26 protein-coding genes are annotated in these 25,655 nt (G+C 40.1%); 18 read left to right on the forward strand and 8 right to left on the reverse strand.

Translation table 11 applies throughout. The features are described from left to right. Positions 1-47: 47 nt before the first annotated feature. Together FL972_RS13870 and hflX are read right to left on the reverse strand one after the other, a co-directional pair. Complete coding sequence (locus FL972_RS13870; protein WP_144606126.1) at positions 48-1,109, reverse strand: PAS domain-containing sensor histidine kinase; 1,062 nt, start codon at positions 1,107-1,109, stop codon at positions 48-50. Positions 1,110-1,234: 125 nt separating this feature from the next. Further along, positions 1,235-2,503, reverse strand: coding sequence for a GTPase HflX (gene hflX / locus FL972_RS13875; RefSeq protein WP_144606128.1), 1,269 nt, complete (start codon positions 2,501-2,503; stop codon positions 1,235-1,237). Positions 2,504-2,680: 177 nt separating this feature from the next. Here hflX and rfbC point away from each other — a divergent pair, with 177 nt between their 5' ends. The 7 genes from rfbC (at position 2,681) to FL972_RS13910 (ending at position 9,011) form a co-directional block, all read left to right on the forward strand. Beyond that, positions 2,681-3,235: a dTDP-4-dehydrorhamnose 3,5-epimerase gene (gene rfbC / locus FL972_RS13880; protein WP_144606130.1), complete on the forward strand. Its 555-nt coding sequence runs from the start codon at positions 2,681-2,683 to the stop codon at positions 3,233-3,235. Further along, complete coding sequence (locus FL972_RS13885) at positions 3,236-3,982, forward strand: tyrosine-protein phosphatase (protein ID WP_144606132.1); 747 nt, start codon at positions 3,236-3,238, stop codon at positions 3,980-3,982. It begins immediately after the preceding gene. A gap of 13 nt (positions 3,983-3,995) precedes the next feature. Beyond that, on the forward strand, positions 3,996-4,949 hold the full coding sequence (locus tag FL972_RS13890; protein ID WP_144606134.1) for an NAD-dependent epimerase/dehydratase family protein: 954 nt from the start codon (positions 3,996-3,998) through the stop codon (positions 4,947-4,949). 133 nt (positions 4,950-5,082) lie between these two features. Next, on the forward strand, positions 5,083-6,498 hold the full coding sequence (locus FL972_RS13895; protein ID WP_144606136.1) for a tetratricopeptide repeat protein: 1,416 nt from the start codon (positions 5,083-5,085) through the stop codon (positions 6,496-6,498). A gap of 17 nt (positions 6,499-6,515) precedes the next feature. Next, positions 6,516-7,286 (forward strand): phosphosulfolactate synthase, encoded by a 771-nt coding sequence (locus FL972_RS13900; protein WP_144606138.1) that lies wholly within the window; start codon positions 6,516-6,518, stop codon positions 7,284-7,286. A 49-nt stretch (positions 7,287-7,335) separates the two neighbouring features. Further along, complete coding sequence (locus FL972_RS13905; protein ID WP_144606140.1) at positions 7,336-8,268, forward strand: DUF368 domain-containing protein; 933 nt, start codon at positions 7,336-7,338, stop codon at positions 8,266-8,268. Then, complete coding sequence (locus FL972_RS13910) at positions 8,268-9,011, forward strand: shikimate dehydrogenase family protein (protein ID WP_144606143.1); 744 nt, start codon at positions 8,268-8,270, stop codon at positions 9,009-9,011. Before FL972_RS13905 ends, FL972_RS13910 begins: the two co-directional genes overlap by 1 nt. Before the next feature lie 38 nt (positions 9,012-9,049). On the opposite strand, the gene alr is transcribed toward FL972_RS13910, so the two are convergent. Next, complete coding sequence (gene alr / locus FL972_RS13915) at positions 9,050-10,204, reverse strand: alanine racemase (protein WP_144606145.1); 1,155 nt, start codon at positions 10,202-10,204, stop codon at positions 9,050-9,052. Positions 10,205-10,295: 91 nt separating this feature from the next. Here alr and FL972_RS13920 point away from each other — a divergent pair, with 91 nt between their 5' ends. Next, positions 10,296-10,886: a DNA-3-methyladenine glycosylase I gene (locus tag FL972_RS13920; protein WP_144606147.1), complete on the forward strand. Its 591-nt coding sequence runs from the start codon at positions 10,296-10,298 to the stop codon at positions 10,884-10,886. Between the two features lie 10 nt (positions 10,887-10,896). On the opposite strand, the gene FL972_RS13925 is transcribed toward FL972_RS13920, so the two are convergent. From FL972_RS13925 to FL972_RS13945, 5 genes are all read right to left on the reverse strand, one after another. Then, positions 10,897-11,484 carry a hypothetical protein gene (locus FL972_RS13925; protein ID WP_144606149.1) on the reverse strand — a complete coding sequence of 196 codons (588 nt, stop codon included), beginning with the start codon at positions 11,482-11,484 and terminating at the stop codon, positions 10,897-10,899. 88 nt (positions 11,485-11,572) lie between these two features. Continuing rightward, positions 11,573-12,154, reverse strand: coding sequence for a hypothetical protein (locus FL972_RS13930; protein WP_144606151.1), 582 nt, complete (start codon positions 12,152-12,154; stop codon positions 11,573-11,575). A gap of 190 nt (positions 12,155-12,344) precedes the next feature. Next, positions 12,345-13,865 carry a sodium:proton antiporter gene (locus tag FL972_RS13935; protein ID WP_144606153.1) on the reverse strand — a complete coding sequence of 507 codons (1,521 nt, stop codon included), beginning with the start codon at positions 13,863-13,865 and terminating at the stop codon, positions 12,345-12,347. Between the two features lie 183 nt (positions 13,866-14,048). Further along, positions 14,049-15,275, reverse strand: coding sequence for a Glu/Leu/Phe/Val dehydrogenase dimerization domain-containing protein (locus FL972_RS13940; protein WP_144606156.1), 1,227 nt, complete (start codon positions 15,273-15,275; stop codon positions 14,049-14,051). Between the two features lie 74 nt (positions 15,276-15,349). Then, positions 15,350-16,423: an anhydro-N-acetylmuramic acid kinase gene (locus FL972_RS13945; RefSeq protein ID WP_144606158.1), complete on the reverse strand. Its 1,074-nt coding sequence runs from the start codon at positions 16,421-16,423 to the stop codon at positions 15,350-15,352. Between the two features lie 101 nt (positions 16,424-16,524). On the opposite strand from FL972_RS13945, the gene FL972_RS13950 reads away from it, so the two are divergent. The 10 genes from FL972_RS13950 to rsmI all read left to right on the forward strand — a co-directional run bounded on the left by FL972_RS13950 (position 16,525) and on the right by rsmI (position 25,511). Beyond that, positions 16,525-17,238, forward strand: a complete 714-nt coding sequence (locus tag FL972_RS13950) for a type III pantothenate kinase (RefSeq protein ID WP_144606160.1) — start codon at positions 16,525-16,527, stop codon at positions 17,236-17,238. Next, positions 17,228-18,511, forward strand: a complete 1,284-nt coding sequence (locus tag FL972_RS13955) for a hypothetical protein (protein WP_144606162.1) — start codon at positions 17,228-17,230, stop codon at positions 18,509-18,511. Before FL972_RS13950 ends, FL972_RS13955 begins: the two co-directional genes overlap by 11 nt. Positions 18,512-18,583: 72 nt before the next feature. Further along, positions 18,584-19,888, forward strand: coding sequence for a hypothetical protein (locus FL972_RS13960; RefSeq protein WP_144606164.1), 1,305 nt, complete (start codon positions 18,584-18,586; stop codon positions 19,886-19,888). A gap of 87 nt (positions 19,889-19,975) precedes the next feature. Beyond that, complete coding sequence (lptC, locus tag FL972_RS13965; RefSeq protein WP_144606166.1) at positions 19,976-20,512, forward strand: LPS export ABC transporter periplasmic protein LptC; 537 nt, start codon at positions 19,976-19,978, stop codon at positions 20,510-20,512. Then, entirely contained in the window at positions 20,509-20,715 is a 207-nt protein-coding gene (locus tag FL972_RS13970; protein WP_144606168.1) for a hypothetical protein, read from the forward strand. Before lptC ends, FL972_RS13970 begins: the two co-directional genes overlap by 4 nt. 3 nt (positions 20,716-20,718) lie before the next feature. Further along, on the forward strand, positions 20,719-21,999 hold the full coding sequence (locus tag FL972_RS13975; RefSeq protein ID WP_144606170.1) for a hemolysin family protein: 1,281 nt from the start codon (positions 20,719-20,721) through the stop codon (positions 21,997-21,999). A gap of 85 nt (positions 22,000-22,084) precedes the next feature. Beyond that, entirely contained in the window at positions 22,085-24,193 is a 2,109-nt protein-coding gene (locus FL972_RS13980; RefSeq protein WP_144606172.1) for a peptidylprolyl isomerase, read from the forward strand. A gap of 71 nt (positions 24,194-24,264) precedes the next feature. Further along, positions 24,265-24,531: a DUF493 domain-containing protein gene (locus FL972_RS13985; RefSeq protein WP_144606174.1), complete on the forward strand. Its 267-nt coding sequence runs from the start codon at positions 24,265-24,267 to the stop codon at positions 24,529-24,531. A gap of 12 nt (positions 24,532-24,543) precedes the next feature. Next, positions 24,544-24,777 carry a 4a-hydroxytetrahydrobiopterin dehydratase gene (locus FL972_RS13990; RefSeq protein ID WP_091653554.1) on the forward strand — a complete coding sequence of 78 codons (234 nt, stop codon included), beginning with the start codon at positions 24,544-24,546 and terminating at the stop codon, positions 24,775-24,777. Further along, positions 24,774-25,511 carry a 16S rRNA (cytidine(1402)-2'-O)-methyltransferase gene (gene rsmI, locus FL972_RS13995; RefSeq protein ID WP_144606177.1) on the forward strand — a complete coding sequence of 246 codons (738 nt, stop codon included), beginning with the start codon at positions 24,774-24,776 and terminating at the stop codon, positions 25,509-25,511. The genes FL972_RS13990 and rsmI overlap by 4 nt, the downstream gene beginning before the upstream one ends. Positions 25,512-25,655 lie beyond the last annotated feature (144 nt).

Here is a 25,655-nt window from a genome sequence, read left to right on the forward strand (position 1 = left end):
GATCAAGTCCTGCTTCAGTTTGAGGCAGGACTTTTTTATTTAAATTTTTAAAAGATAACCTTAAAAGTAGTCCCGACCCCTTCTTCACTTTCCACTTCTATGCTTCCGCCAGCATTTTGAAGATGGCTGTTTACTAAATAAAGCCCAATGCCTTTGGCCTCTGAGTGCCCGTGAAAAGTTTGATTCATTTTGAATATCTTATCCTTTACTCTTTCCATATTCATCCCTTGCCCATTGTCTTTGATATAGAGAAATACTCTGTCAGCAACTAATTCTGTCCATAAGCAAACCTGTGGTGCCACATCTGTTTTTCTATATTTAATGGAGTTTCCTATCAAATTCAGGAATATACTTTCTAAATGAAGCCTGTTGAAATAAACTTCACCTGCATTGGAAAAATCATGTTTGATTTGGGCATTGACTGATTTCAGGGTAGGATTCAGTGTAATCAGTGTTTCCTGAAGAATTTCTGATAAGTTGACCAGCTCCTTTTTATCATTGTTACTGTCCTTTTCAGAAAGTTTATTCAAATATTTATTGAGGTTTTCTTTTAGTCCCAAGGTTGATCTCTGAATAAGCTTGATCAACTCTACGCTTTCTTCGTCTTTTATTTTCTCCAAATTAAGTAACTGGAAAACTGACAATATACTCGAAACTGGAGACCTCAAATCATGAGCTGTAATGTATGTTAGACTTTTGAGTTCTTCGTTTTTGTGAGAAAGGTCGGACAGTAATTCGTCCTTGCTTTCTTCCAGTCTTTTCTTTTCAGTAATTTCTTTAGCTATCGCAAAAACCAGTTTTTTTTCGGTATTGGGCCAAGCAGTCCAATAAAGCCAAATGATTTTACCACTCTTGGTAATGTATCGGTTTTCGAAGTTTAGCAAGGGCTGCGATTCAAAAAGTTGAGATCTCCTTTGATTGGTCATTGACACATCTTCAGGATGTATAAAATCATTAATAGGTCGAGAGTAGAGTTCCTCTTGACTATATTCTAATACTTTGGAAACCGCCGGGTTTATTCTTTTGAAATAGCCATCAAAACCTGCAATGCACAGTAGGTCAGGAACTAAATCGAAAAATAATTCAAAGGGATAATCTTCTGTAGTCATGGGCTGAGTTTTGCCTCTTTTTGAAAATATATATGAAAAATAACTAAAGACTAAAAGGAATTTTATTAAGTGAATAGGAAGAATTTAAAGCCCTCAATTTGTCGGATAAGAAAATAGCTCGGAGATTATTCTGAGCTATTTTCTTCACTGTTCCATATGACTACTTGATCTTCCAAGTAATGTGGATAAATTTTCAGATGTTGTTTTTTGACTTCGGATACTAACCTTTCTCTGAACTCTTCAATATTTTTTCCACTTCCGGCTGCCATAAAAACAGGTTGGATTCCAGTCTTTTTTTCATAGGCTTCTGAAAGCGCATCAAAATCCTTAAAGTCGGATTCCTGAAGCTCGATTTCAGTCATTTCCATGATTTTCTCTTCAGAAGGCATGGTTTCCACCAGATCAATTTTATTGAAGACCAATAGGACAGGCTTATCTCCGGCATTGATTTCTCTGAGTGTCTGAGTCACCACTGCAATATGATCTTCAAAGCTTGGATGCGAAATATCCACCACATGGACCAGGAGGTCTGCTTCTCGAATTTCATCCAGTGTAGATTTGAATGACTCTATCAAGTGTGTAGGTAGCTTTCGAATAAATCCTACTGTGTCGGAAAGCAGGAATGGGAGGTTTTCCAACACGACCTTTCTCACCGTAGAGTCTACCGTCGCAAATAATTTATTTTCAGCTAAAATATCGGTTTTGGTCACCAAATTCATCAAAGTGGATTTGCCTACATTGGTATAACCTACCAGTGCAACTCTGACAATTCCCTTTCGTCCCTTGCGTTGGGTGACCCCTTGCTTCTCAATTTCTTTTAGCTTTTGTCTCAGCAAGGTGATTTTATTTCGGATATCCCGCTTATCTGTTTCGATTTCCTTTTCACCAGCACCACCCCTTGTAGATGTACCACCTCTCTGACGCTCTAAGTGAGTCCACATTCGGGTTAATCTCGGAAGTAGATATTGAAATCTGGCCAGTTCTACTTGGGTTTTTGCCTGTGCGGTTTGGGCTCTTTGTAAGAAAATATCTAAAATCAGCAGAGATCGATCATACACTTTCACTTTCAGCTCATTTTCCAGATTTTTCATCTGAGACGGAGAAAGATCGTCATCGAAAATGACCATGTCTACTGCAAAGTGCTCCACATAGGATTGAATTTCCTCCAGTTTTCCTTTCCCCACAAAAGTTTTGATGTCTGGCTTTTCCATTTTCTGGGTAAAGCGATAAACAGCCTTTACACCCAGTGTTTCGGTCAAAAAAGCCAATTCATCTAAATGCTCATCAATCAGTTGATCAGATTCATTTTGTCTCACAACGGTCACCAAAACTGCGGTTTCCTGCTTGGGAGCAGTATCGTATAATTTTTGAAGTTTTCGGGAAAATTTACTCATAAAGGATTTTTGATTCTCAATACAAAAGGAGAGATCGAGTGGATAAGTTTCAATTATTTGGAAATATCCCTCTGAAAATCACCTTCCAAGGCACAAAGTTCGTCATATTTCCTCAATAATGATTAGGATAGTCTTGGGGGGACTACTTATTTTGCTTTCAAATAAAATTAAACTCCCATGGCTCAGATAACGGAAACCTTCATTTCCGGTGTTTTTGAAATACAACCTAAATTGTTTCAAGATTCTAGGGGCTATTTTTTTGAATCATTCCGAAAGGATTGGTTCTCTGCCAATGGTTTGGAAGAAAATTGGGTTCAGGATAATCAGTCTTTTTCCCAAAAAGGAACTGTCCGTGGACTACATTTTCAAAAAGATCCATTTGCTCAGGCAAAGCTCGTGCGTGTGGTGAAGGGGAAGGTTTTGGATGTGGTAGTGGACCTTCGGAAAGATTCAGCTACCTTTGGGCGATCATTATCTGTGGTTTTGGATGCATCCAAGCAGAATTTACTGTATATTCCGAAAGGATTTGCACACGGATTTTCGGTCTTGGAAGATGCACTTTTCCTGTATAAATGTTCCAATTATTATCACCAAGCCAGCGAAGGAGGAATTTTATGGAATGATTCGGAGCTAGGCATTGATTGGAAAGTGACAGACCCCATAATCTCAGAAAAAGATCAGAAGTGGCCAACATTGGCTGAATTTATAAAATCAAGTGGAGGAGGATTCTAAATGGGCATTTTAGACCTGTTTAAACGTAAACCTGAAGTCATAGAAAACTTGGACCTTAGCTGGTTGCAGGCAGACATGCACTCTCATCTCATACCTGGAATAGATGATGGATCTAAATCTATAGAGGAATCCCTGGATTTGGTACGCAGGTTATCCCAATATGGGCTTAGAAAGATTATCACCACCCCTCATATCATGTCTGAGTATTACCGAAATACTCCTGAAATTATCCAGATGGGGCTGGAAGATCTACGAAAGGCGGTAAAAAACGAGGGCATTGAGATAGAAATTGATGCGGCTGCAGAGTACTATATGGATGAGATTTTCTTGGAAAAAGTGAAAGCTGGGGAAGAGCTTTTAACTTTTGGAGATAACTATATCCTAGTCGAAACAGGCTTTATCAATCGACCTCAGATGTTGCTGGAGATTTTTTTCCACTTGGAAATGGCTGGATATAAGCCGGTTTTTGCACATCCTGAGCGCTATCAGTACTTAGTTGCGGATAAAGATTTATTACAGGATCTCATTGACAGAAATATTATCTTCCAGATTAACCTGCTTTCATTGACAGGGTTTTACTCCAAGCAAGTCAAGGATTTTGCAGAGACACTTTTAGAAAAGGCAAATGTTCGATTTTTTGGAACAGACTGTCATAATTCTCGTTATCTGGATATGTTGGAAACACTGCCTAAATCCAAAACTTTTGAAAAAATCCGTCATTCGGAATGGTTAAACACCAGTCTTTGATCTTAAATAAAGCATGAAAATTCTTATAACCGGAATTACAGGTTTGCTAGGCAGCTATTTAGCTAAAGAACTTCGTGCTTTGGGTGAAATTCACGGGCTCAGAAGAAAGCAATCTTCAGATAAATTGATCCAAGGCTTAGATTTTCCAATTCATTGGCATGAAGGAAGTTTGGCAGATATGGATGCGCTGGAATCAGCCTTACAGGAAATCGACCTTGTGGTCCATTGTGCCGGCTTGGTTTCCTTTAACCCTGCGGATACTGATCGCTTATACCATGTCAATGTGGAGGGTACAGCAAACTTGATTAACGCCCTGCTGAATACAGGGGTGAAAAAGTTGGTTCATGTATCCTCAGTAGCTGCGATCGGCAGGAGTATTGAAGCAAAAATAATTGACGAAAATTTCAAGTGGACAGAGTCACCACTGAATACAGAATACGCAGTTTCTAAATATTGGGGTGAACTGGAAGCTTGGAGAGGAGCTCAGGAAGGACTGGATGTGATGGTGGTAAACCCATCTGTTCTTTTGCCCAAGGTGGAGGATGAGCGATCCAGCGCATCTGTTTATCAATTTATTTTGAAGGGAAATTCTTTTTATCCTACTGGAAACATCAATTACCTGGACATTCGGGATGCTGCAGAGATGATCCGGAAATTGATTCAAAAGGAAGCTTGGGGAGAGCGCTTTATCCTCAATGCAGCAAGCATTCCTTTCCGGGACTTTTTTGAAACAATGGCTACGGTATTTCAAAAAACAGCCCCAACCAAGCCAGCCAAAGGCCTAATCTTAAATCTAGCCGTATTTTTTACAGGAATAGGAAGAAAATTGGGACTTACTGACAATCTATTAAATAAGAAAACTGCGAAAATTGCTTCCCAAAAAATTACATTTGATGGCAGTAAAGCAGTGCAACTTTTAGACTTTGAATTCAAATCTTTGGAAGATACCTTTTCCTGGGCAAAGTAAACTAATTTCGGAAAGGCTTCGTTATCCCTTTCTTGCGCTGGGAAGGCCTTTATATCACTTGAAAAAAATTAACATTTCAGCGTTTTGAGAGACCATTTTATTTGGTATCTTAAGTAAACCTTAACACATTCGAATGACCGGAGATCACGATCACGATTGGGAAGAAGACAAAAAGCTCGTGGAGCGCTTTGAAAATTCCCTGAAATCCAACCTCGATATGTTTTTCGATGAAGAAGAACTGGAGGATATTATCCGCTTCTATTTTGATCAGCAAAAATTTCTGAAAGCATTAAGGGCTTCCGAGTTTGCCTTGGAAAAATTCCCTTTTTCTGTGGAAATCAAATTGCTCAAAGCTCAATGCCTGATCTTCAATGATGAGTTGGAAGAGGGTCTGAGTATCCTGGAAAATATCAATAATATTTCACCAAATAATGAGGAAATTGTCCTTGCTTTGGCCAATGCACATATTTTGGCCGGGAATCCTCAAGAGGGCGTAGACTTATTGGAGAAATATTTACCCATGGCAGAGGATAAAGCCGAAGTATATTATTCTCTGGGAAATCTATTTCGGGCCAAAGGTGATAATAAGCAGGCCAGTCATTATTTTAAAGAGGCTGTAAAAATCCGTATCAACCACGAAGATGCTCTTTTTCAGCTAGCTATGATTACGGAAGAGGAAGGTTCATTCGATGAAATCCTTCAGTTTTACCAAGAATTCATAGACCAGGATCCCTACAGTGCAGGGGCTTGGTACAATTTGGGCGTAGTTTATAATCGCCTGGGAAGGTTTGAAGATGCCATCAAAGCCTATGATTATGCCATTTTGATAGACGATAGTTTCGCTTCAGCTTATTTCAATTTGGGAAATGCGCTGATGAATACCAATCAGTACGAACTGGCACTGGAAGCATATCAAAATACCATCAATTGTGAAGGGGCGAATGCAGAGAACTGTTGCTATATGGGCGCCGCCTACGAGAAGCTGGGCAAAATCGATGAGGCTTTTAAATATTTCAAAAAGTCAGCAAAGCTGGATGAGGAATATGATGATGCTTGGTTTGGATTGGGAATGTGCATGCTAAAGAAGGAGAAGTTCTTTGAGGCCATTCACTATTTCAAAAAAGCCCTCAACCTCAGTAAGGAAAATGCGAATTATTGGGTTGGTCTGGCCGATGCTGAATTTAACCTGGGAAATCTTCAGGCCAGTTCGGAGGCTTATGAGGAAGCCATCAACCTCGAGCCGGGAATTATGGAGACGTATGTAAACCTATCTGTAATTTATTATGACCAAAATAGATTTGAGGAGGCAATAGATGTAATCAGCGAAGGAATTGAGGAGCTGCCAGAGGAAGCAGAGCTCTATTATCGCATGGTAGTTTATCAGATCAAATTAGGCAATTACAAAGAAGCGTTTTCATATTTGGAAAATGCTTTAACTTTGGACTTTGATCGGCATACGGTTTTGTATGATTTGATGCCTGAATTGAAAAAGCAAAAAGCCATTTATAAGCTAATTGCTCAATATCGGGACGATAAACTCTTGCCTTAAACCTTAAAATCAAGTAAATGAATTATGTGCTAAAGAATATTCCTGTACGTACTGAAAAGCCACGTACCACGGGATTTACTATGGCTATGGACAAAGGACTCAGCCTAAGGGAAACAGAAGACTTTGTAGATAGCTGTTCTGATTTTGTTGACATTGTAAAGCTTGGTTGGGCCACATCTTATGTGACCAAGAAATTGAGCGAAAAACTGGCCGTTTATAAAGAAGCTGGAATTCCTGTTTATTTTGGAGGAACTTTATTCGAAGCTTTTATCGTAAGAGGGCAGTTTGAAGATTACAGAAAAGTATTAGATAAATATAATTTAGAGTTTGCCGAAGTTTCCGACGGCTCCATTTCTCTAAATCATGATAAAAAGTGTGAGTACATCTCCACATTAGCGAAGCAAGTGACTGTACTTTCAGAAGTTGGGTCTAAAGATGCTGCTAAAATCATCCCTCCTTATAAGTGGATTGAACAGATGCAAACTGAACTCGATGCTGGTGCATGGAAGGTAATCGGGGAAGCAAGAGAAGGTGGAAATGTGGGATTGTTCCGTGACTCCGGAGAAGTAAGACAAGGTTTGGTCGAAGAAATTTTGACAAAAATCCCGGAAGAAAAAATCCTTTGGGAAGCACCTATTAAATCTCAGCAGGTTTGGTTTATCAAATTGCTAGGAGCCAATGTCAATTTGGGAAATATTTCCCCTTCTGAGGTGATTCCCTTGGAAACAATACGACTGGGATTAAGAGGTGATACATTCGATCACTTTTTAGGAGAAATCAAACTTTAAAAATCCAATAGGCTGATCGAGTGAATCTTTCAGCCTTTATTTTTATCAAATGAAAAAGCTTAAAATTTACCTGCTGACTTATTTGAAAGGGATGGCCATGGGCGCTGCGGATATTGTTCCTGGTGTTTCTGGTGGTTCCATAGCTTTGATCACAGGTATCTATCAGCGTTTGCTAGACAGTATCAACGCCTTTACAGGGGATAACCTGAAACTTCTGCTCAAATTTGAGTTGAAAGGATTTTACAAGTCTGTGAATGGCAGCTTCTTACTCAGTCTTTTGCTGGGTATCATGACCTCAATTTTCACACTTTCCAAATTGATAACCTGGCTGATGGATGAACATCCTATTCCGCTATGGTCGTTTTTCTGTGGATTGATTTTGATCAGCGCATTTATCATTTTGAAGGAAATCAAACGATGGCATTTGGGTGTAGTTATTTCTCTCCTTATTGGAACAGCCATGGCCTGGTGGGTCACGGGCCTGCCTCCAACCACCTCTCCGGATGCGCTTTGGTTTACTTTTGTGGCCGGAGCCATTGCTATTTGTGCCATGATCCTTCCGGGGATCAGTGGGAGTTTTATCTTGCTGATTTTGGGTAAATATGAGACAGTTCTCGCAGCTGTATCTGAAAAAGACATCCTAACCTTGGGGCTTTTTGCCTCAGGATGTGCTGTGGGACTTCTTGCATTTAGTAGGGTAGTATCTTGGCTCCTTCGAAAATTCTATTCCACTACCATAGGCTTACTTTCAGGGTTTATGTTGGGTTCCATCAATAAATTATGGCCTTGGAAAGTGGTTACTCAATACAGAACCTCCTCTTCCGGAGAAGAAAAGCCCTTTTTGACTGAAAATATCCTGCCTTCTGAATACATGGCTCAAGTAGGTGCTGAACCCAATTTGGCATGGGCAATTATTGGATTTGCAGGAGGAATAGTATTGGTTTTGGGGATTGATTTGTTGGCTGCTTATCTCAAGAAGTAATGAGAAAATTCGGTTTGATCGGTTATCCGTTGGGACATTCATTTTCAAAGAAATACTTCACAGAAAAATTTGAAAAAGAGCAAATTCCTGATTGTAGCTTTGACCTTTTTGAGATTCCTCAGATTGCTGACTTTACAAAAGTTTTGGATGCAAATCCTGAATTGGAAGGAATGTCTGTCACTATTCCATACAAACAGGAAGTGATCCCATGGATGGATGCACTTGACCCTGCTTGCGAAAAAATCGGCGCAGTCAATTGTATTAAAATTGAACCAGGAAAACTGACTGGATACAATACGGATTATTTTGGCTTTAAAGGTTCCTTGGAAAATTGGTTGGGCCCAAAAAGACTCAAAGCTTTGGTTTTGGGAACTGGTGGAGCTTCCAAGGCAATCAAGCAAGCTCTCAAAGATTTGGAAATTGAATTCCTATCTGTGTCCAGAAATCCGGCTGATCAGCAAATTAGCTATCAGGATTTAGAGGATAGCCCATCTTACATGGCTGATCATCATTTGTTGATCAATTGTACTCCTTTAGGAACTTTTCCTAAAACGGAGGGCTTTCCTCCGATTCCTTTGTCTCACCTGACTTCTGAGCATTGGGTTTTTGATTTGGTTTACAATCCCTCAGAAACTACCCTCATGAAAGCTTGCCTTTCCAAAGGTGGAAAGGCTAAAAATGGATTGGAAATGTTAGAGCTTCAAGCAGAGGCAGCCTGGAAAATCTGGAATACTCAATCTTAAGTAAATATTGAGAGCCAAAAGCCTGAAGAAGACCTATTTTAGGGAATAATTTTTCTCGGAATATCTTTGGGAAGTCTTGTTAGCAATTCATAATTCACCTGCTGGGTAGACTCCGAAAAGGAAGCAACAGTGATTTCTTTTTTCCCTTGCTTTCCAATCATTACCACTTCATCCCCTGTTTGAACTCCCGATACCTTAGTAATATCCACTGCTATGGCATTCATGGTAACCGTTCCCACCACTTGACAAAATTGCCCGCCTATTAGGACTTGTCCTGAGTTGGAAAGTAACCTGCTGTATCCATGGCCATACCCGACAGGCACAATGGCCAATTGCATGTCATGAAGAGCCATAAAACTATTGCCATACCCTACAAACTCACCCATTTCCACCTTTTTCAGGCTCATAACAGAACTTTTCCAGGTAATCAGTCTTTTTAATGGGTTTTTATTATTGCTTGGAAGATCTTTCAACTTGGCAAAATAGGTCTCTTTGGTTGGCCAAAAACCATAACCGGCAATGCCGATTCTCACCATGTCCATGATGGTTTCTGGAAAAATCAATGTGGCTGCAGAGCAGGCTGTATGGTACCTGTTGAAAAAGAGATAGTTTTCTGAGAGATAGTTTTTAAACTCGTAATAGACTGAAATCTGATTTTTCACTCTCACAAAATTGCTCACACTTTCAGCTCCTGCATAATGAGTGCAAAGTCCTTCTAAAATCACATGTTCTTTGGCTTCTTTCAACACTTGAACCAACTTTTCTCTATCCTCCCAGTCAAACCCTGTTCTATGAAATCCTGTCTCAACTTCAATATGGATTTTTGCAGGAATTTTAATCCTTTTTGAAATAGCTATAGCCTTTTCTAACCTATAAAAATCAAAAACATAAAAATTGATCCCTGCTCGGATCAAGTCTTCCATTTCTTCTTCATAGAGCATCCCCAAAATCATAATTTCAGAGTTTTTGGTAGAATGCTTTTTGACTAGCCAAGCCTCATCGGAACTGAAGGTGCTAAAATGCCTGATTCCGGCTTTTTCTGCTATTCCTACCATTTGCTCAATTCCATGCCCATAGGCATTTCCTTTCACCACTGCAGAAATAGTGGGTTTTTCCCCTATCTCTGAGCGAATATATTTGATGTTTTGTCTATAGGCTTTTGCGCTGATTTCCAAAAAGGAGGTAGCAATCATAATTCTTGGTTTTTTTGAACCGGGCCAAAAATTAAGTCAGCTTGATTCCAATTCCCAATTTTCCCTACATTTATTCCCAAAGCTTTTACAAATGGACACTCAATCGAAAATTCGCTGCCCTTGGTGTTTGGGATTTGATCAATATGTTAATTACCATGACGAAGAATGGGGAGTTCCTGTTTATGATGATAAGATTCATTTTGAATTCCTAGTTTTGGAGTCTGCCCAAGCAGGATTGAGCTGGGCAACGATCCTGAAAAAGCGGGAAGGATATAAAAATGCTTTTGCCGATTTTGATTACAAAGTGGTCGCTGATTTTCCCGATTCTTATGTAGAAGAATTGCTACAGGACCCGGGTATCATTCGAAACAGACTCAAGATCAAAGCGGCTATCAACAATGCCCAGCGATTTATGGAAGTACAGCAAGAGTTCGGTTCTTTTTCAGATTATATCTGGTCTTTTGTTGGAGGAAAACCTATTCAAAACAAGCTTCAAAGCATGAAAGATGCTCCTGCTACCTCAGCTGAATCCGACCGCTTAGCTAAGGATCTAAAGAAAAGAGGCTTTAAATTTTTGGGTTCCACAACAATCTACGCCCACATGCAAGCTACTGGCTTAGTAAACGACCATTTGGTCGATTGTTTTCGGCATAGTGAAGTGCAAAACCTTCAAGGGTCTTAAGCTTAGACTTTTACCTTACAATAAGATTAATTTCATCAAAATATATTTTACCCAAAGTCAAGTCCGGTACAAATAAACCAACCTGAATTTTTTCTGCATCTTTTGGAAAATTTTCCAAGGTGGCTTTCAATAAAAACCAATCAAAATCACCTTGAAAAAGCTCTTCATTTGTAGCGGAAGCACTTTTGCTTTGATCAAATGCTATTCTGGGAAAAATCTGTATTCCAATATGTACTCTTCCTCCTAATGTTAAATCCCTTACATTTTCTCCCTTTACAAAAGCTAAAAGTTCAACCGTGCTCCCCGGAGCAGGCATGGGTCCGGTATAAGTCTGAATCCAAGTAGCAGCATCGGCAGTCGATCTTTCTTTATTCTCGATAAAAAGAGATCGGTTACCAGTCAAGAAAACTTCCCGGCTCACTCCATACTGGACTGTATTGGAGGTCAATGGTGTCCAAGGTGAAACATTATCTGGATATAGGGATAAATTGGGATTCAATAGAAGTTGGCTTCCTTTGGGCAGGAAGTCTTCCTCGGTACTGCAGGAAACCAACAGGAAAAGAAAAAGAATCAGGGAAAAATTTCTTCCAGCTTTCATAACTCAAGCGATTTATTAGTTTTCAGATGAATTTAATTTACTAGTTTTTCTGAAAGAGTTAAGGTTACTTAAAAAAACAATAGAGATTTTATCTAACAAATAAATTGATTTCATCAAAGTAGGCTTTTCCTAAAACTCGACTATTTAAGCCAACGCTAGCTCCTATGCTGTTTGCATAGGCAGGAAAATTATCTAAACTAACCTTAAGCAAATACCAGTCAAAATCACCTTCAAGTTGATTAATTACACTATTGGATTTGATTCTTTCACCTTTGTCAGAATGAACGATTAAGGAAATAAATATATTATTATCCGCTCTAAGGCTTTTGATGTTTTCACCTTTTATAAAAGCCAATAGTTCTATCGTACTTCCCTCCTTAGGCATAGGACCGGTGTACGTTTGACTCCAACTTGCAGATCCAAACTCAGTACTATCCATGTTTTCAATAAAGAGAGATCTGTTTCCTGAATAAAAAACTTCACTATCTATTCCAATTTCAAATTGTTCTCGAGTTTTAGAAGAATTCCACGGAAGAACTGAACCTTGGTAAAGCGATAAATTGGGATTCAATAGAAGTTGGCTTCCTTTGGGCAGGAAGTCTTCCTCGGTATTGCAGGAAACCAACAGGAAAAGAAAAAGAATCAGGGAAAAATTTCTTCCAGCTTTCATAACTATCGCAATTCATTCATTTTCAGATGAATCGAAGTTACTAGGTTTTAGTTTAGAGACAAGGATTTTCTCTATCTAAACTAAGAAATTTTTTCAAAATTACGATTCAAACTTCGGCTAGAGAACCTCCTTCATAAGTGAAAAAGGAATCCCTCTTAATCCCATGATATTTTGGAAAATGGATCTGCTTTTAGGCAAAAGCAAAGAATACCAACCATACCAAAAACAGGATAGGTAATAAGATAGGCAGGGAGAAACGGATGATGTAGCCAAAGAAGGAAGGCATTTTGATGCCACTTTGTTCGGCGATTGACTTCACCATAAAGTTAGGACCATTGCCAATGTATGTCATAGCTCCGAAAAATACGGAGGCAATGGCGATAGCCATTAACTGGAATGAGGAGTCAGGATAACCATCTGCTGCAAACTGCCTTACTTCCTGAATATTGTTGATCGATGCTCCCTCTGAAGCCATCGCAGCGGCCAAGAAGTTCAGGTAAGTTGGGGCATTATCCAAAAAGCCGGATAGAATCCCCGTTCCCCAATAAAGCGTATTGTGAGAAATCATCGCTGAGCCTTCCGGAGACTTGGCAAAGTCACCTACCAGTTCCAAAGCAGGCATCATGGTTCCGAAAATACCGATGAAAATAAACGCAACTTCCCGGATTGGTTCGAAGTTGAATTCATTCCCTTTTATCGCTCGTTGATCTGCAAATCGATAGGAAAGGAAGGCTACAGAAAGCATGATAATTTCTCTGAGAAAAGAGAATTTTTGTCCATCATAGTGGATAGCAGGAACCCAATCCAGTACGTTTGGGTCGAGGAAGACAGAACAAATCACAATGAATAACCATCCAAAATTCTTCAGTCCAATCATGGAGAATTTATTGGTATAGGTTACCTCTTCCATTTCACTGTCATCATTTGCCCTTCCGAATTTGCGATCAACAAAATAGAATGCGGCGGCCAAAATCAGTAGAGCAAAAATCCAATTGTCCCAGTTGTTCTCCAAAGTCCAGAAGAATGGAACACCTTTCAAAAAGCCTAGGAATAAAGGAGGATCCCCGATAGGAGTTAGAGAACCCCCGATATTGCTGACCATAAAAATAAAGAAGATGATATGGTAAGCTTGAATGTTGCCTTTATTCAATCGAATAAAAGGACGGATTAAAAGCATAGAAGCACCGGTCGTTCCAATCAAATTGGAAACCAATGCCCCGATCAGCAACAAAGATACGTTGGCAAGAGGCGTAGCTTTTTTATCAATTTCTATCAAAATACCCCCTGAGGCTATGTACAGAGAGGCCAAAAGGGCAATAAATTGAACATATTCGGCCAAGGCGTGAACCGGTCCGTGTACATTTTCTAACACAAACAAATAGTATAAAACAACTAGAACGGCCAAGCCAACCGCAATTTTTGGATAGTTTTTATGCCAGAAATGCTCATAGAACAATGGCCCCGTAGCAATCATCAGAAGAAGAGCTACAAAAGGAATGACTAACCATCCCGGAGGTGTATGGTGGACTTCGGTTTCGTGTGCTTCTTCTATGTGAACGCTAGCTGCCTCATGATCAGCATCTACCTGCTCAGCTTGTGCAATTAGCCTAGTTTCAATAGAGCTCTCCTTAGCCAGGCACTGGGATGCCTGCATTCCGGGAAAAAATAATATTCCGAAAAGTAAGGAGATGCCAAGGATAAAATTCTTCATGTGAATAACAGGGGTATGCTGGGTGTTCTTTTCGGTTAATTTAAGCAAATATTTTTTGCTTGACAGTCTGTAATAGGGATTTGCTAAACTACAGATTTTGCGTCAAACCGCACAACCATCAAAAAGCTGCCCAGCGGATTTAATCAAAAATTAACTCCAACTGGGCAAAGCTAAAGAATGGTTTTACACGAGTTGACCCAAAGCTATTTTAAAGGAGCTTTCAGCCAGTTTAGTTTTTCCCGGATTTTCCGCAAAAGTCTTTTTCAAGGCTTTTTCAATAGTCTTGCTTACATCTTTGAAAATTGCCTGATCGGTTACTTCTGCCTGGTCACTCATGAGGTAAGCAAATACTCTCGCCATACCACAATTCGCGATGAAATCCGGAATCACTGAAACTTGCTGATCTGTCCATGCACCAATAGGCCCGAAGAAAATCTCCGGGTCTGCAAAAGGCACATTCGCTCCGCAGGAAATCACTTCTAACCCTGCTTTTATCATTCGTTCTGACTGCTCTTTAGTAATCAGTCTTGATGCCGCGGCAGGGATGAAGATTTCACTTTCCAGATCCCAAATCTCTTCATTGATAATATCAAAAGGAATCAATTGGTCAGCGACTAACTGGTTGCCATTTCTGGTGATAAATAACTCTCTTACTTCATCAAGAGAGAATCCTTCTTTCTTGATCAAACCGCCATCACGGTCAATGATGCCGACTATTTTAACTCCCTCTACTGCCAGAAAACATGCTGCAGCGGCTCCTACATTGCCCCAGCCCTGGATGACTGCACGCTTTCCTTTGAGGTTTCCTCCCCAAATTTTATAATAATGACGCACCGCCTCTGCCACTCCGTACCCGGTAATCATATCGGCTACCGTGTACTTTTTAGGACCGTTTGGAGTGAAATGAGGATCTTCTAAAACCTTGGAAACACCTTGTCTTAACTGACCGATTTTTCTGATTTTTTCAGGCTCAGTAGCATGAAAATGTCCATTGACCACACCTTCCTGTGGATGCCAGATTCCAAAAGATTCAGTAATTGGAATTACTTCATGAATTTCATCCACATTCAAGTCCCCGCCGGTTCCGTAGTAGTTTTTCAGTAATGGAGTGACGGCCTTGTACCATCTTCTCAATACCTCATCTTTTCTTGGGTCCTTAGGGTCGAAATTAATTCCGGACTTTGCTCCTCCTATGGCTGGACCTGACACAGTAAATTTCACTTCCATAGTCTTGGCAAGTGATTCTACTTCTCTTTTATCCAAGCCTTTACGCATTCGGGTTCCTCCTCCGGCAGCTCCCCCTCTCAGGGAGTTGATGACTACCCAACCTTCGGCTTCAGACTCGGAGTCTGACCACTCGAAAATGATTTCGGGTTTTTTATTTTCAAACTTCTTTAATAATTCCTGCATGTCTATTTGGGTTTACTTCGCAGCGCAAAAATAGAAAAATATCCAGCGCCTCCTAGAGTAGATTGTATGGAGGGTTAGCTATAAATCACTCCTCCAGAGGAATTTCTCCTGGCTCCTGTGACAGAGCTGAGGCAATTTTCCTCTCCCAGCAATCTAAGTAGTCCAAGAAAACCAAAAATCAAGGCTTCTTTGAATTCAATCAATTCAGATGAAGCTTGAAAATGATTCCATTGTCCCTCTAAATGAGCGTCTAATCGCTGGATAAAATAGCTGTTATAGGCCCCTCCACCTGTAATCAAAACCTGTGGATTTTCTATCTGGGAATAATCTCTTATTACTTGGCTGATTTGCAGAGCATAGTGCTCAATCAAAGTGGCTAAGAGGTCCTTGGGGGCTAAGCCTGAATTTTTGATTAGCGGTTCAAAATCCTGCTCCATATCTTCCCTTCCCAAGGATTTTGCTCCTTTTTTGGAGTAAAAGGGCAAATTATTCAGCTTATCGAGAAGTGTATTTGATACCTTACCCTCAGATGCCCATTGACCACCCTTATCATAAGGTCCTCCCAAAATTTGGGCAATAGGATTTAATAAAATATTGAAAGGGCTCATGTCAAAAGCTACTCTTTGCTCATTTTGCTTCATACTGATATTGGAAATTCCACCAAGATTAATGCAGAAGTCCATCTGAGGGAAGAGTAATTCATCACCTATAGGTACCAATGGAGCTCCCTGACCTCCTAGTTGTATATCCAGCATTCTGAAATCATTGACCACTGTCAGTCCTGAAGCTTGGTGAAGAACCCAACCATTTCCTATTTGCTTACTAAGTCCTAGGCTTGGCTGATGGAATACCGTATGCCCGTGTGAGCATAAAGCAAAAGGAGTGATTTCTCGTTCTTCGCAAAAAGCAGCTACTTGTTCCCCCATCCATTTTCCGAATTCTACATCTAATATTGCCAGTTCATTGGCCGTAAGTAAATGTGATTTGGACAATTGATATCCTAAATTTTCCGGAAAAGGAATGGTCAAAGCTTCCAAAATTTCGAAAGTCCAGTTTTCACTCTTTTTATATTCGCAGTAGGCAAGATCTAATCCATCTCCGGAAGTACCGGACATCAAGCCTATCAGTTGGAAGCTCTTTGCGTTCATGGGTTAATGTTTGTTAAGTCAGGGACGATTCAAAGATAATTTTAGATACTGGAAAAAGTCCTCTTTTTTTAAATAGCTAATTTGCAGTCATAATTTATCATATGCCAAACCTCGTAGTCGACATAGGGAATACCCGGGTTAAATCAGCGCTTTTTGAAAAGGGTGAAATCACCTGGGAAAGGGCTTTTGAGAATCTGGACTTTGCCAAAAAAGCCTGGTCTGAACTGAGCTTCGATGAGAGTATTATTTCCTCAGTCAAATGGTCAGAGGAAGAATTGAAATCCGCTTTGGATTTTGATTTTCTTTTTTTGACAAGAGAAACCAGTCTTCCCATTTACAATGGATACGGTTCTCCTCAGACTTTGGGTTTGGATAGAATTGCTGCTGCGATTGGAGGCTGGAAAAAAGCCGGACAGAATTCAGCTTTGGTAATCGATTTGGGAAGCTGTATGACTTTCGAATTGATTGTGTCTGATACCTATAAAGGTGGAGCGATCAGTCCCGGCTTGGCTATGCGAGCCAAGGCCATGAATCAGTTTACGGCCCGCCTTCCTTTGGTAGAAGTGAGTAAAAAACCGGAGTCTCGGGTCGGAGATTCTACCCAAACTTGTATGCAAGTGGGGGTATGGTATGGTATTTATTACGAAATCATAGGTCAAATTCAGGCTTTTAGGGCCGAATTTCCTGAAATTAAGGTCTTTGTTTGCGGTGGAGATGCACAATCTTTTGAATCATTGGCAAAAGACCACATATTTGTAGTCCCAAATTTGGTCCTGTATGGATTGAATTGCATTCTAAACCACAATGTTGAGTAAAATCAAATTGCATCTATTGGGTGTTTGCTGCACCTTCATCCTCTTTTCTGAAGCTCAGGCACAGTCTAGTGCCTCCACTTATTCTGCCCTAGGCATCGGGGAATTTAATTATTCCGGACTTACACAAAACCAAGGAATGGGAGGATTAGGAATCAGTTTTGGTACGGGCTGGAACGCCAACGTAGTCAATCCTGCCCTACAAACCAGAAACACTATTTTTAATTTTCAGACTTCCCTGAATTACAGAAGAATCAATGCCTCTAATGGGTCTCAATCTTCCGATGTGGACGGTGGAGGACTTTCCTATATCGCGCTTTCCTTGCCTTTCAAGCCAGGAAAACTAACCATGGGAATGGGTCTGAATCAGGTTACTTCTGTAAATTATGATCTGCAAATCTCCAGTATGGTTAACAATGCAGAGATTGAGGCAGTTAATAATATTAACGGTGACGGAGGGATCTCTGAAGCCTACATCAGTGCGGGTTATTTATTAGCCAAAAACCTGAGCATCGGAGTTCATGGATCTTACCTATTTGGCTCTACCATCAGAAAGAATCAATTGACTCTTTTTAATGAAAATGGCACGCAGGTAGGGAGCACTTCGGAATATTATGAAAGATTAACAATTAGCGATGTTGCCCTCAAATTTGGTACTCAATACTATTTCCCAGTAGGTGAGAAAAGTAACCTTCATGTGGGTGCCATTTATCAGGGTCTAGGGGACGTTAATGGAAATGCCTTTGCCAAACTCGCCGCATTTGGCGAAGCTAGCGACCCCGATTCAGAAGGTGACCTGATATTGGACAATGAAAAAGGAAGTATCTATATACCAAGCCGTTACGGATTTGGTGTAAGTTACGAGAGAGCTAATAAATACGTGATTGGATTGGAAGGTCAGTACCAGAATTTCTCTGATTTTAGAAACTTCCTGGGGGACCCTTTGGAGCTAAGAGAGGCTATTAAATTGGGCTTGGGATTCCAGATTGTTCCCGATTTTATGTCGGTTGATAACAATCTGAAAAGAGGTACTTATAGGGTAGGTTTGGAGTTCTTACAGACCCCTTACTATATCAACCAGACCACCATTAATGACCTTGGCATTAACTTTGGAGCTTCAATTCCTGTTAACCAATTGTCGTTAATGAACCTTGCGGTAAAGGTGGGACAAAGAGGGACTACCTCCGCAGGATTGATCAGAGAAAACTACGTGAACTTCACCTTAGGCTTCTCTCTTAACGATAACACTTGGTTCTACAAAAGAGTATTTGAGTAAATATCTGAAGGCAGTTTTAAGGACTGCATAGAAAGAGAAGAGCAATTAAACCGAATTAAACAAGTCAAAACCATGAAAATTAAATCAACCCTTCTGGGGCTATCCGCCTTGCTTCTCGCCGGAATGGTGCAAGCCCAGGACGGATGGAATTGGCCATCCGACGAAGCTAAAGAAGCTAAAGCTAGAGAATTGAACGCTGCTTATGTAGACTATATGAAAGCAGATCAGTTTGTGGAAGCCACCAAACCTCTCCACTGGCTATTAGTGAATGTGCCTGAGCTAAATGAGTCCATTTATATCAATGGTACTAAAGTATATGATGGAGCAGCAGATGCAGTAAGCGATCCTGCCCAAAAAAGAGCTTATCAAGACTCAGTAATGCTGATCTATGATAAAAGAGATGAGCTTTATAACAATGCTACTAAATGGATTGAAAATAAAGCGTACTACGGATATGGCTACTTCAAAGGCACTAAGGAAAAATTGGGCGATGTAGTTGCTGATTTCGAAAGAGCAATGGAGATCAATGGTGAATTATCCATCCCAACTCTATATGCTGCTTACTTCGATGCGGTTTACAGACACAATGCCTACAATCAAGCATATAAGCCTGAGCAGGTTTTGGCCAAGTACGATAAAATTCAAGAGTATTTAAACAAGGCTGAAGCTAATGGTAAGGATGTATCCAATGCTAGAAGTACAGCTGAGTCTATCTTGGTTGCTATGGAATTGATCGATTGTAACTTCATCGAAAACACCATGGGTCCTAAGTTGAAGGCTGATCCTACCAATGAGCAATTGGCACAGCAGATCTTCAAGTATTCTGTTCAGTATAAGTGTTTCTCTTCTAATGCATTCTTGACTGCTTTGGAATTGATTGACTCTAAAAATCCAACTTACGCTACTTCTCAGGTAAGAGCGATGAGATATATGCAGGAGCAGAATTATGAGAAAGCTCAGCCGGTATTGGAAAAAGCTTTGACTTTAGCTGAAAACAATGTGCAGAAAGCTGAAATCCAAATGGAATTGGCTAAAGTTCATGCCAATCTAGGAAGAAAGTCTGCTGCTAGAAATGCTGCTAAAGAAGCTGCTAACCTTGACGAGAGCAAAACTAAAGATGCTTACTCTTTGATTGGTGGCTTGTATATGAACTCTTTCAACGACTGTAGAGGTGGTGTATCAAGAGTAAAAGATAGATCTATCTATATGGCTGCTTATAATGCATACCAAAGAGCAGGTGACTCTCAGGGTATGGCGCAGGCTAGAGCTCAGTTCCCTTCCAAAGAGGAAATCTTTACTGAAGGTCTTCAAGTAGGTGGTACTATCAATACAGGATGCTGGATTGGTGAAACTGTTACTTTGGCTACAAGAGACTAATTCAAAATATAAAATTATAAAAGGCAGTCCGAAGACTGCCTTTTTTTGTTTTCTCTATCTGCTAAAAATATCTTTTATCTTTGCGTCATGAGGAAATTACTTCTCTTTCTTTTTTTAGCAATATCTCTACTCTCCTGTCGGGAAGATGTGGATTCAGCCGCATTGCAGGTGTATGAAGGACCAATGAATATTGCCACCAATATCCATGTGGTACATTCTGACTCAGCTATCGTAAGATCAGAGATCACAGCCGCCAAACAACTCGAATACCTTAATGGGAATATGGAGTTTCCAGATGGAATTCTAATTGAATTTTTTGAAAGAGACGGCACCTTAGAAACAACATTGAAAGCGGATAGGGGTTATTTTGATAAAGAAAAAAATCTTTATAGAGGCGAAGGGAATGTGCAGGTGGATAATTCTATAGAAGATCAGCATTTACAAAGTGAAGAATTGTACTGGGATCCAAACAAGAAAAAAATCTTCACAGATAAGTTTGTGACCATTCGAGACAAGCAAACCCTTTTTAATGGAACAGGAATGGAAGCAGATGAAAGCTTTACTAATTACACCTTGAAAAACGTGAGAGACAGTAGGACCATATTACCGGGAGAAGAAATATGAAATTGGGCGATGTATTGATTTTATCCCTTTCTTTGGCCTTGATTATCATAGGTATTCATCAGACCATGACGGTGGGAATAGGGTTTTCCTATGCTATCTTTATGTTCGCAGTAGCTTTACTTTTTTGGTTTCAGTATAGAAGAACCAAGCGGGAGGAAGCAGAAAAAAATAACTCAAAGCCAGAAAAAAAGCGCAAGCGTTAATTTATGGAGACCACCTATCTCATTTATGTCATTATAACTCTCCTTTTTTCCGCATTTTTTTCAGGAATTGAAATCGCCTATATCTCTGCCAATAAGCTTCAGATAGAATTGCAAAGCAAGCAGGGCGCACTAAGCGGAAAAGTATTGAGTAGCTTCATCAAAAGACCGGGGCAGTTTATTGGTACTACTTTGATGGGAAACACGATCTCCTTGGTGCTCTATGGTATTTTCATGGCCTACCTGCTGGAGTATCCTTTGGATGCTTGGTTGCCTCCGGGGCTCAACAATGAGGTGGTGGTGTTGCTATTGCAAACATTGATTTCCACTATCATTGTGCTGATTACAGCCGAATTTCTTCCTAAAAGCCTTTTTATGCTCAACCCCAACAATATGTTGAGCATTTTTGCCATTCCCTTTCTAGGCATCTATTACCTCATGTATCCGGTTGTTTGGGCTGTAGTAGGGCTATCCAGATTTTTTATTACCAAAATCTTACGATTGGAGTATAGTGAAGACAGGCCGGTTTTTACAGTGACTGACTTGAACAGCTTTATCCAAAACCATATGAATCAGACCAAGTCTGAGGGAAAAGCTGAAATAGATACCAAAATCTTCGACAATGCAGTAGAATTCAAAACTGTCAGAGTTCGGGAATGTATGATTCCCAGAACAGATATTGTTTCTGTGGAAGTGGAAGACAGCATTGAAGATTTGAAAGAAGTGTTTGCTGAAAGCGGGCATTCAAAAATCATTGTATACAGGGAAACGATCGATGATGTTATCGGATATTGCCATCAATTGGAGCTTTTCAAAAAGCCTAAGACTATTGAAGAGATTCTTACACCGATTATCATTGCACCGGAATCCGCTCTCGCCAATGAGTTGCTGATTCAGTTTATTCAGGAAAGGAAAAGTTTGGCTTTGGTGGTAGATGAATTTGGAGGTACCAGCGGAATCGTATCGATGGAAGATATCATCGAAGAGATTTTTGGAGAGATAGAAGATGAGTATGATAGTGATGATCTAATCGAGCAAAAAATCGGAGATCAGGAATATTTACTCAGTGCCCGTCATGAAATTGATTATTTAAATGATAAATATAATTGGGATTTACCGATTGGAGATTTTGAAACTCTTTCGGGATTAATTCTTTCTCATACCGAAAATCTCCCCAAAAAAGGGGAGTCTGTTACAATAGGGGCATATACGTTCACTGTAGTTTCGAGACAAGATCATAGAATTGACTCAGTTAGGCTCAAAATCAACGGCCCAACGATTTTTTAGGTAAGGGTTTGATTCAGAATATATTTTGAATTTCGTTACTAATGCTATTATTTTGCGACACTTCTAAAAAAGCGTAGTAACAATAATGGCGTTAATTAAACAAATAAGACAGCGGACAGGTCTCGCAATCGGTGTTATTGCCGGCGGGTTGATTTTATTCCTCCTAGGGGGTGATCTTTTGAGTCCTAATTCCTCTCTTCTCAATTCCAACCAAAATATCGTTGGGGAAATTGCAGGAGAAGAAATCACGTATGAAGAATACGTGGCCAAGGTGGAAGAATTTCGAATCGCTTTTCAACAGCGTACCGGCCGAGCTCCATCTGAAGTAGAAATGTTTACTGTCAGAGAGCAGGCATGGCAAGCAATGATTGTCGATAAAGTATTCAAAGAAGAATACGAAAAATTGGGATTGACTATCTCCCCTGCAGAATTGGTGGATATGGTACAGGGAAAAAACATCGTTCCTGAACTCCGACAGCAATTGGTGAATCCTCAAACTGGACAGTTTGACAAAAGCCAGTTGATTCAGTTTTTACAATCTTTAGAAACAGCTGATCCGGCACAGCAAGCTTTTTGGGCTCAGCAAGAGCAGTTGTTTGCAGATTCCAGATTGAGAATCAAGTATGATAATCTTTTGGCTACTTCCGAGTATGCTACTTCTGCTGAAGCAAAATTGGAGTACAAGTCTGCCAATACTATCGCAGATGCATCCATTTTGTTTGTGCCTTATTATGCGGTATCTGATTCTTCCGTGAAAATTTCCGATGCTGAATTACAGGCCTACTTGAAAAAGAATCAGTCTAAATTCAAAACCGGAAATTCTGCAAACTTGGAGTATGTGAGCTTTAGCATCAGACCAAGCAAAGAAGATTCAGCTGAAGTTATCTCCAGAATCAACCAGTTGACTGAGCAATTGAGAACAGCTGAGAATGACTCACTATTCGTTAATAGAAACTCTGACTTCAGACCAGCATTCTATACTTTCAGACCTGGTGATGAATTCCCTGCGGAATTGACCAGCAATGTAGATGAAATGGTAGAAGGCGAAACTTACGGACCCTTTGTAACTGCTAGCTCTACTTATATCTCATTTAAAGTCTCTGATAAGTACAATGGTACTCCAAGAATGAGCGCTTCTCATATCCTTTTCAGCACAGAAGGAATGGACGAGGCTGCAAGAGCTCAAGTTAAAATCCAGGCTGAGGAAGTTTTGGCAGACTTGAAAAACGGTGGGGATTTTGCATTGGCTGCCCGTCAATACGGTCAGGATGGCACTGCCCAAAACGGTGGTGATCTTGGATGGTTTGCGAAGGATGAGTTTGTAGAAGCTTTCTCAAATGCTACTTATGCGAGAAGTTCTACAGGTTTGATTCCAAACTTGGTAGAAACTGAATACGGATATCACATCATCGATGTGACTTCTCTTCCAAAAAGCGAGTATACTAAAATAGCTGTATTGCAATTGGAATTAATTGCTTCTGATGCTACAAGAAACGAGGCATTCAGAAATGCTGATGCTTTCGCTGCTGAATCAGGTAATAGAAATGAGTTTACAGAAAATGCTACTGACAAAGGATACAGAATCCTTCAGGCAAACAATGTAGATGCAGGTGCCAGAAACTTGAATAATCTCCAAAACGCCAGAGAGATTATCCGTTGGGCATTCGCAGAGGCCTCTCAGGGAGAAGTATCTCCTGTATTTGAATTGGATAATGCTTACATCGTTACTTCATTGGTTAGTAAAAAAGAAGAAGGAGAAGCGAAGTTGGAAGATGTTAGAGAGCAAGTGAAAGGCCAAGTAATGAATGAGAAGAAAGCTGAAATCATCAAAAAGGCTTTAGAAGGTAAAGCTACTTTGGAAGAAATGAAGGCAGTTTATCCTCAGGCAGCCTCTTTGAATGAGGTTCCAGATCTGAAATTAAGCTCCTCGGTAATCCCAGGTATCGGATTCGCTCCAAAAGCAGTGGGTGCTATTTTCGGAATTTCTGAAGGTAAGATCACGCAACCTATTTCTGAAGACGTTGGTGTCATTGTAGGTAGATTGAATAATCTTACTCCTGCAGCCGAGATCGGTGACTATACATCTTATCAGGCATCTCTTACACAGAATGCAGCCCAGAGAACTTCCTATCAAGTCATGATGGCTTTACAGGATCTGGCCAATGTGAAAGATTATCGATATAAATTCTTCTAAGAAAAAATTGGAACCCATGCCGCAAAGCATGGGTTCTTTGTTTGTAATCCATTTTACAGGAGAGCTTACGAATGCAAAAGAAATTTAACAAAGAGACCTTCAAGGAAAAACTGGAAGCTAACGGACAGTTTCCAATGTTGTATATGTTTAAATTTATTGTTCCCAATGGAAGGGAGCATGAGGTTGGAGCAATTTTTCCAAAAAATGAAATGACCCTGAAGCCGAGCTCTGGAGGCAAGTATGTCAGCACCACGATACAGGTGATGGTAGAAAGTGCCGACGAGGTCATTGAATATTATGAAAAAGCTTCTACCATTGAAGGTGTGATTTCACTTTAACTTTTAAAAACTATGTGGAAAGAAGAAGACAATAAACTCAAAAGAACATTCAAATTTCAGGATTTTCAGGAGGCTTTTGCTTTTATGACCCGAGTGGCATTTTTAGCTGAGGCGCAGCAGCATCATCCTAATTGGAGCAATGTCTACAATACAGTGGAGATAGAATTGACTACCCATGATGCCGGAAATACCGTGACTGAGAAAGACCGTAAACTAGCAAAAGCCATCGACGAGTTGGGTGTATGACAGAGCAGCAGGTCAGCTTATTTTTGGTTCCTGTACCAATCGGTAATCTTAAGGATATAACTTTGCGGGCACTTGAAACACTTCAGTCTGTCAATGTAATCTTGGCAGAAGATACCCGAACTACGGGGATGCTTCTCAAACACCTTGAAATCACCAATAATTTACAGTCTTACCATATTTTCAATGAGCATAAAGCAGTTGAAAAGCTGGTGGAAAGAATGAAAAAAGGAGAGGTATTCGCATTGGTTTCTGATGCAGGCACACCGGCAATATCTGATCCTGGTTTTTTGCTCGTTAGAGAGGTAATTGCGGCTGGTTTGGAGGTTCAATGTCTTCCAGGCCCAACAGCTTTTGTTCCTGCTTTGGTAAATTCTGGTTTGCCTAATGATCGCTTTGTTTTCGAAGGCTTTTTACCTCATAAAAAAGGAAGAAAGACCAGAATTGATGCATTGACTGAAGAATCCAGAACCATGATTTTTTATGAGTCTCCTCATCGCTTATTGAAAACTTTAGCTCAGTTGGCGGAGGCTTTTGGTGAAGACCGACAGGCTTGTGTTTCAAGGGAAATCTCAAAGCTTCATGAAGAGAACGTCAGAGGAACCTTGGTCGAGTTGATTGATTATTATGAAAACAATCCCTTGAAAGGAGAAATTGTACTCACTGTGGAGGGAAAAGCAGAAAAGAAAGAAAGCAAAGAGGACAAGAGGAAAGCCAAATATGGAAAAGAAGAATAAAGCTGATTTTTAAGGTCGAAATCTGAAAAAGCTTCAACTAAATTCTATAGCTTAGTTTCCGAAGCAAAGCAAGCTAGAATGGCCTTAATCTTGCAAGCTGAATTTCTAATTAAAATAGTTTCACCCTATCCATTCACTATTAAG

Source organism: Algoriphagus algorifonticola (genome assembly GCF_007655305.1).
Taxonomy (GTDB): Bacteria; Bacteroidota; Bacteroidia; order Cytophagales; family Cyclobacteriaceae; genus Algoriphagus; species Algoriphagus algorifonticola.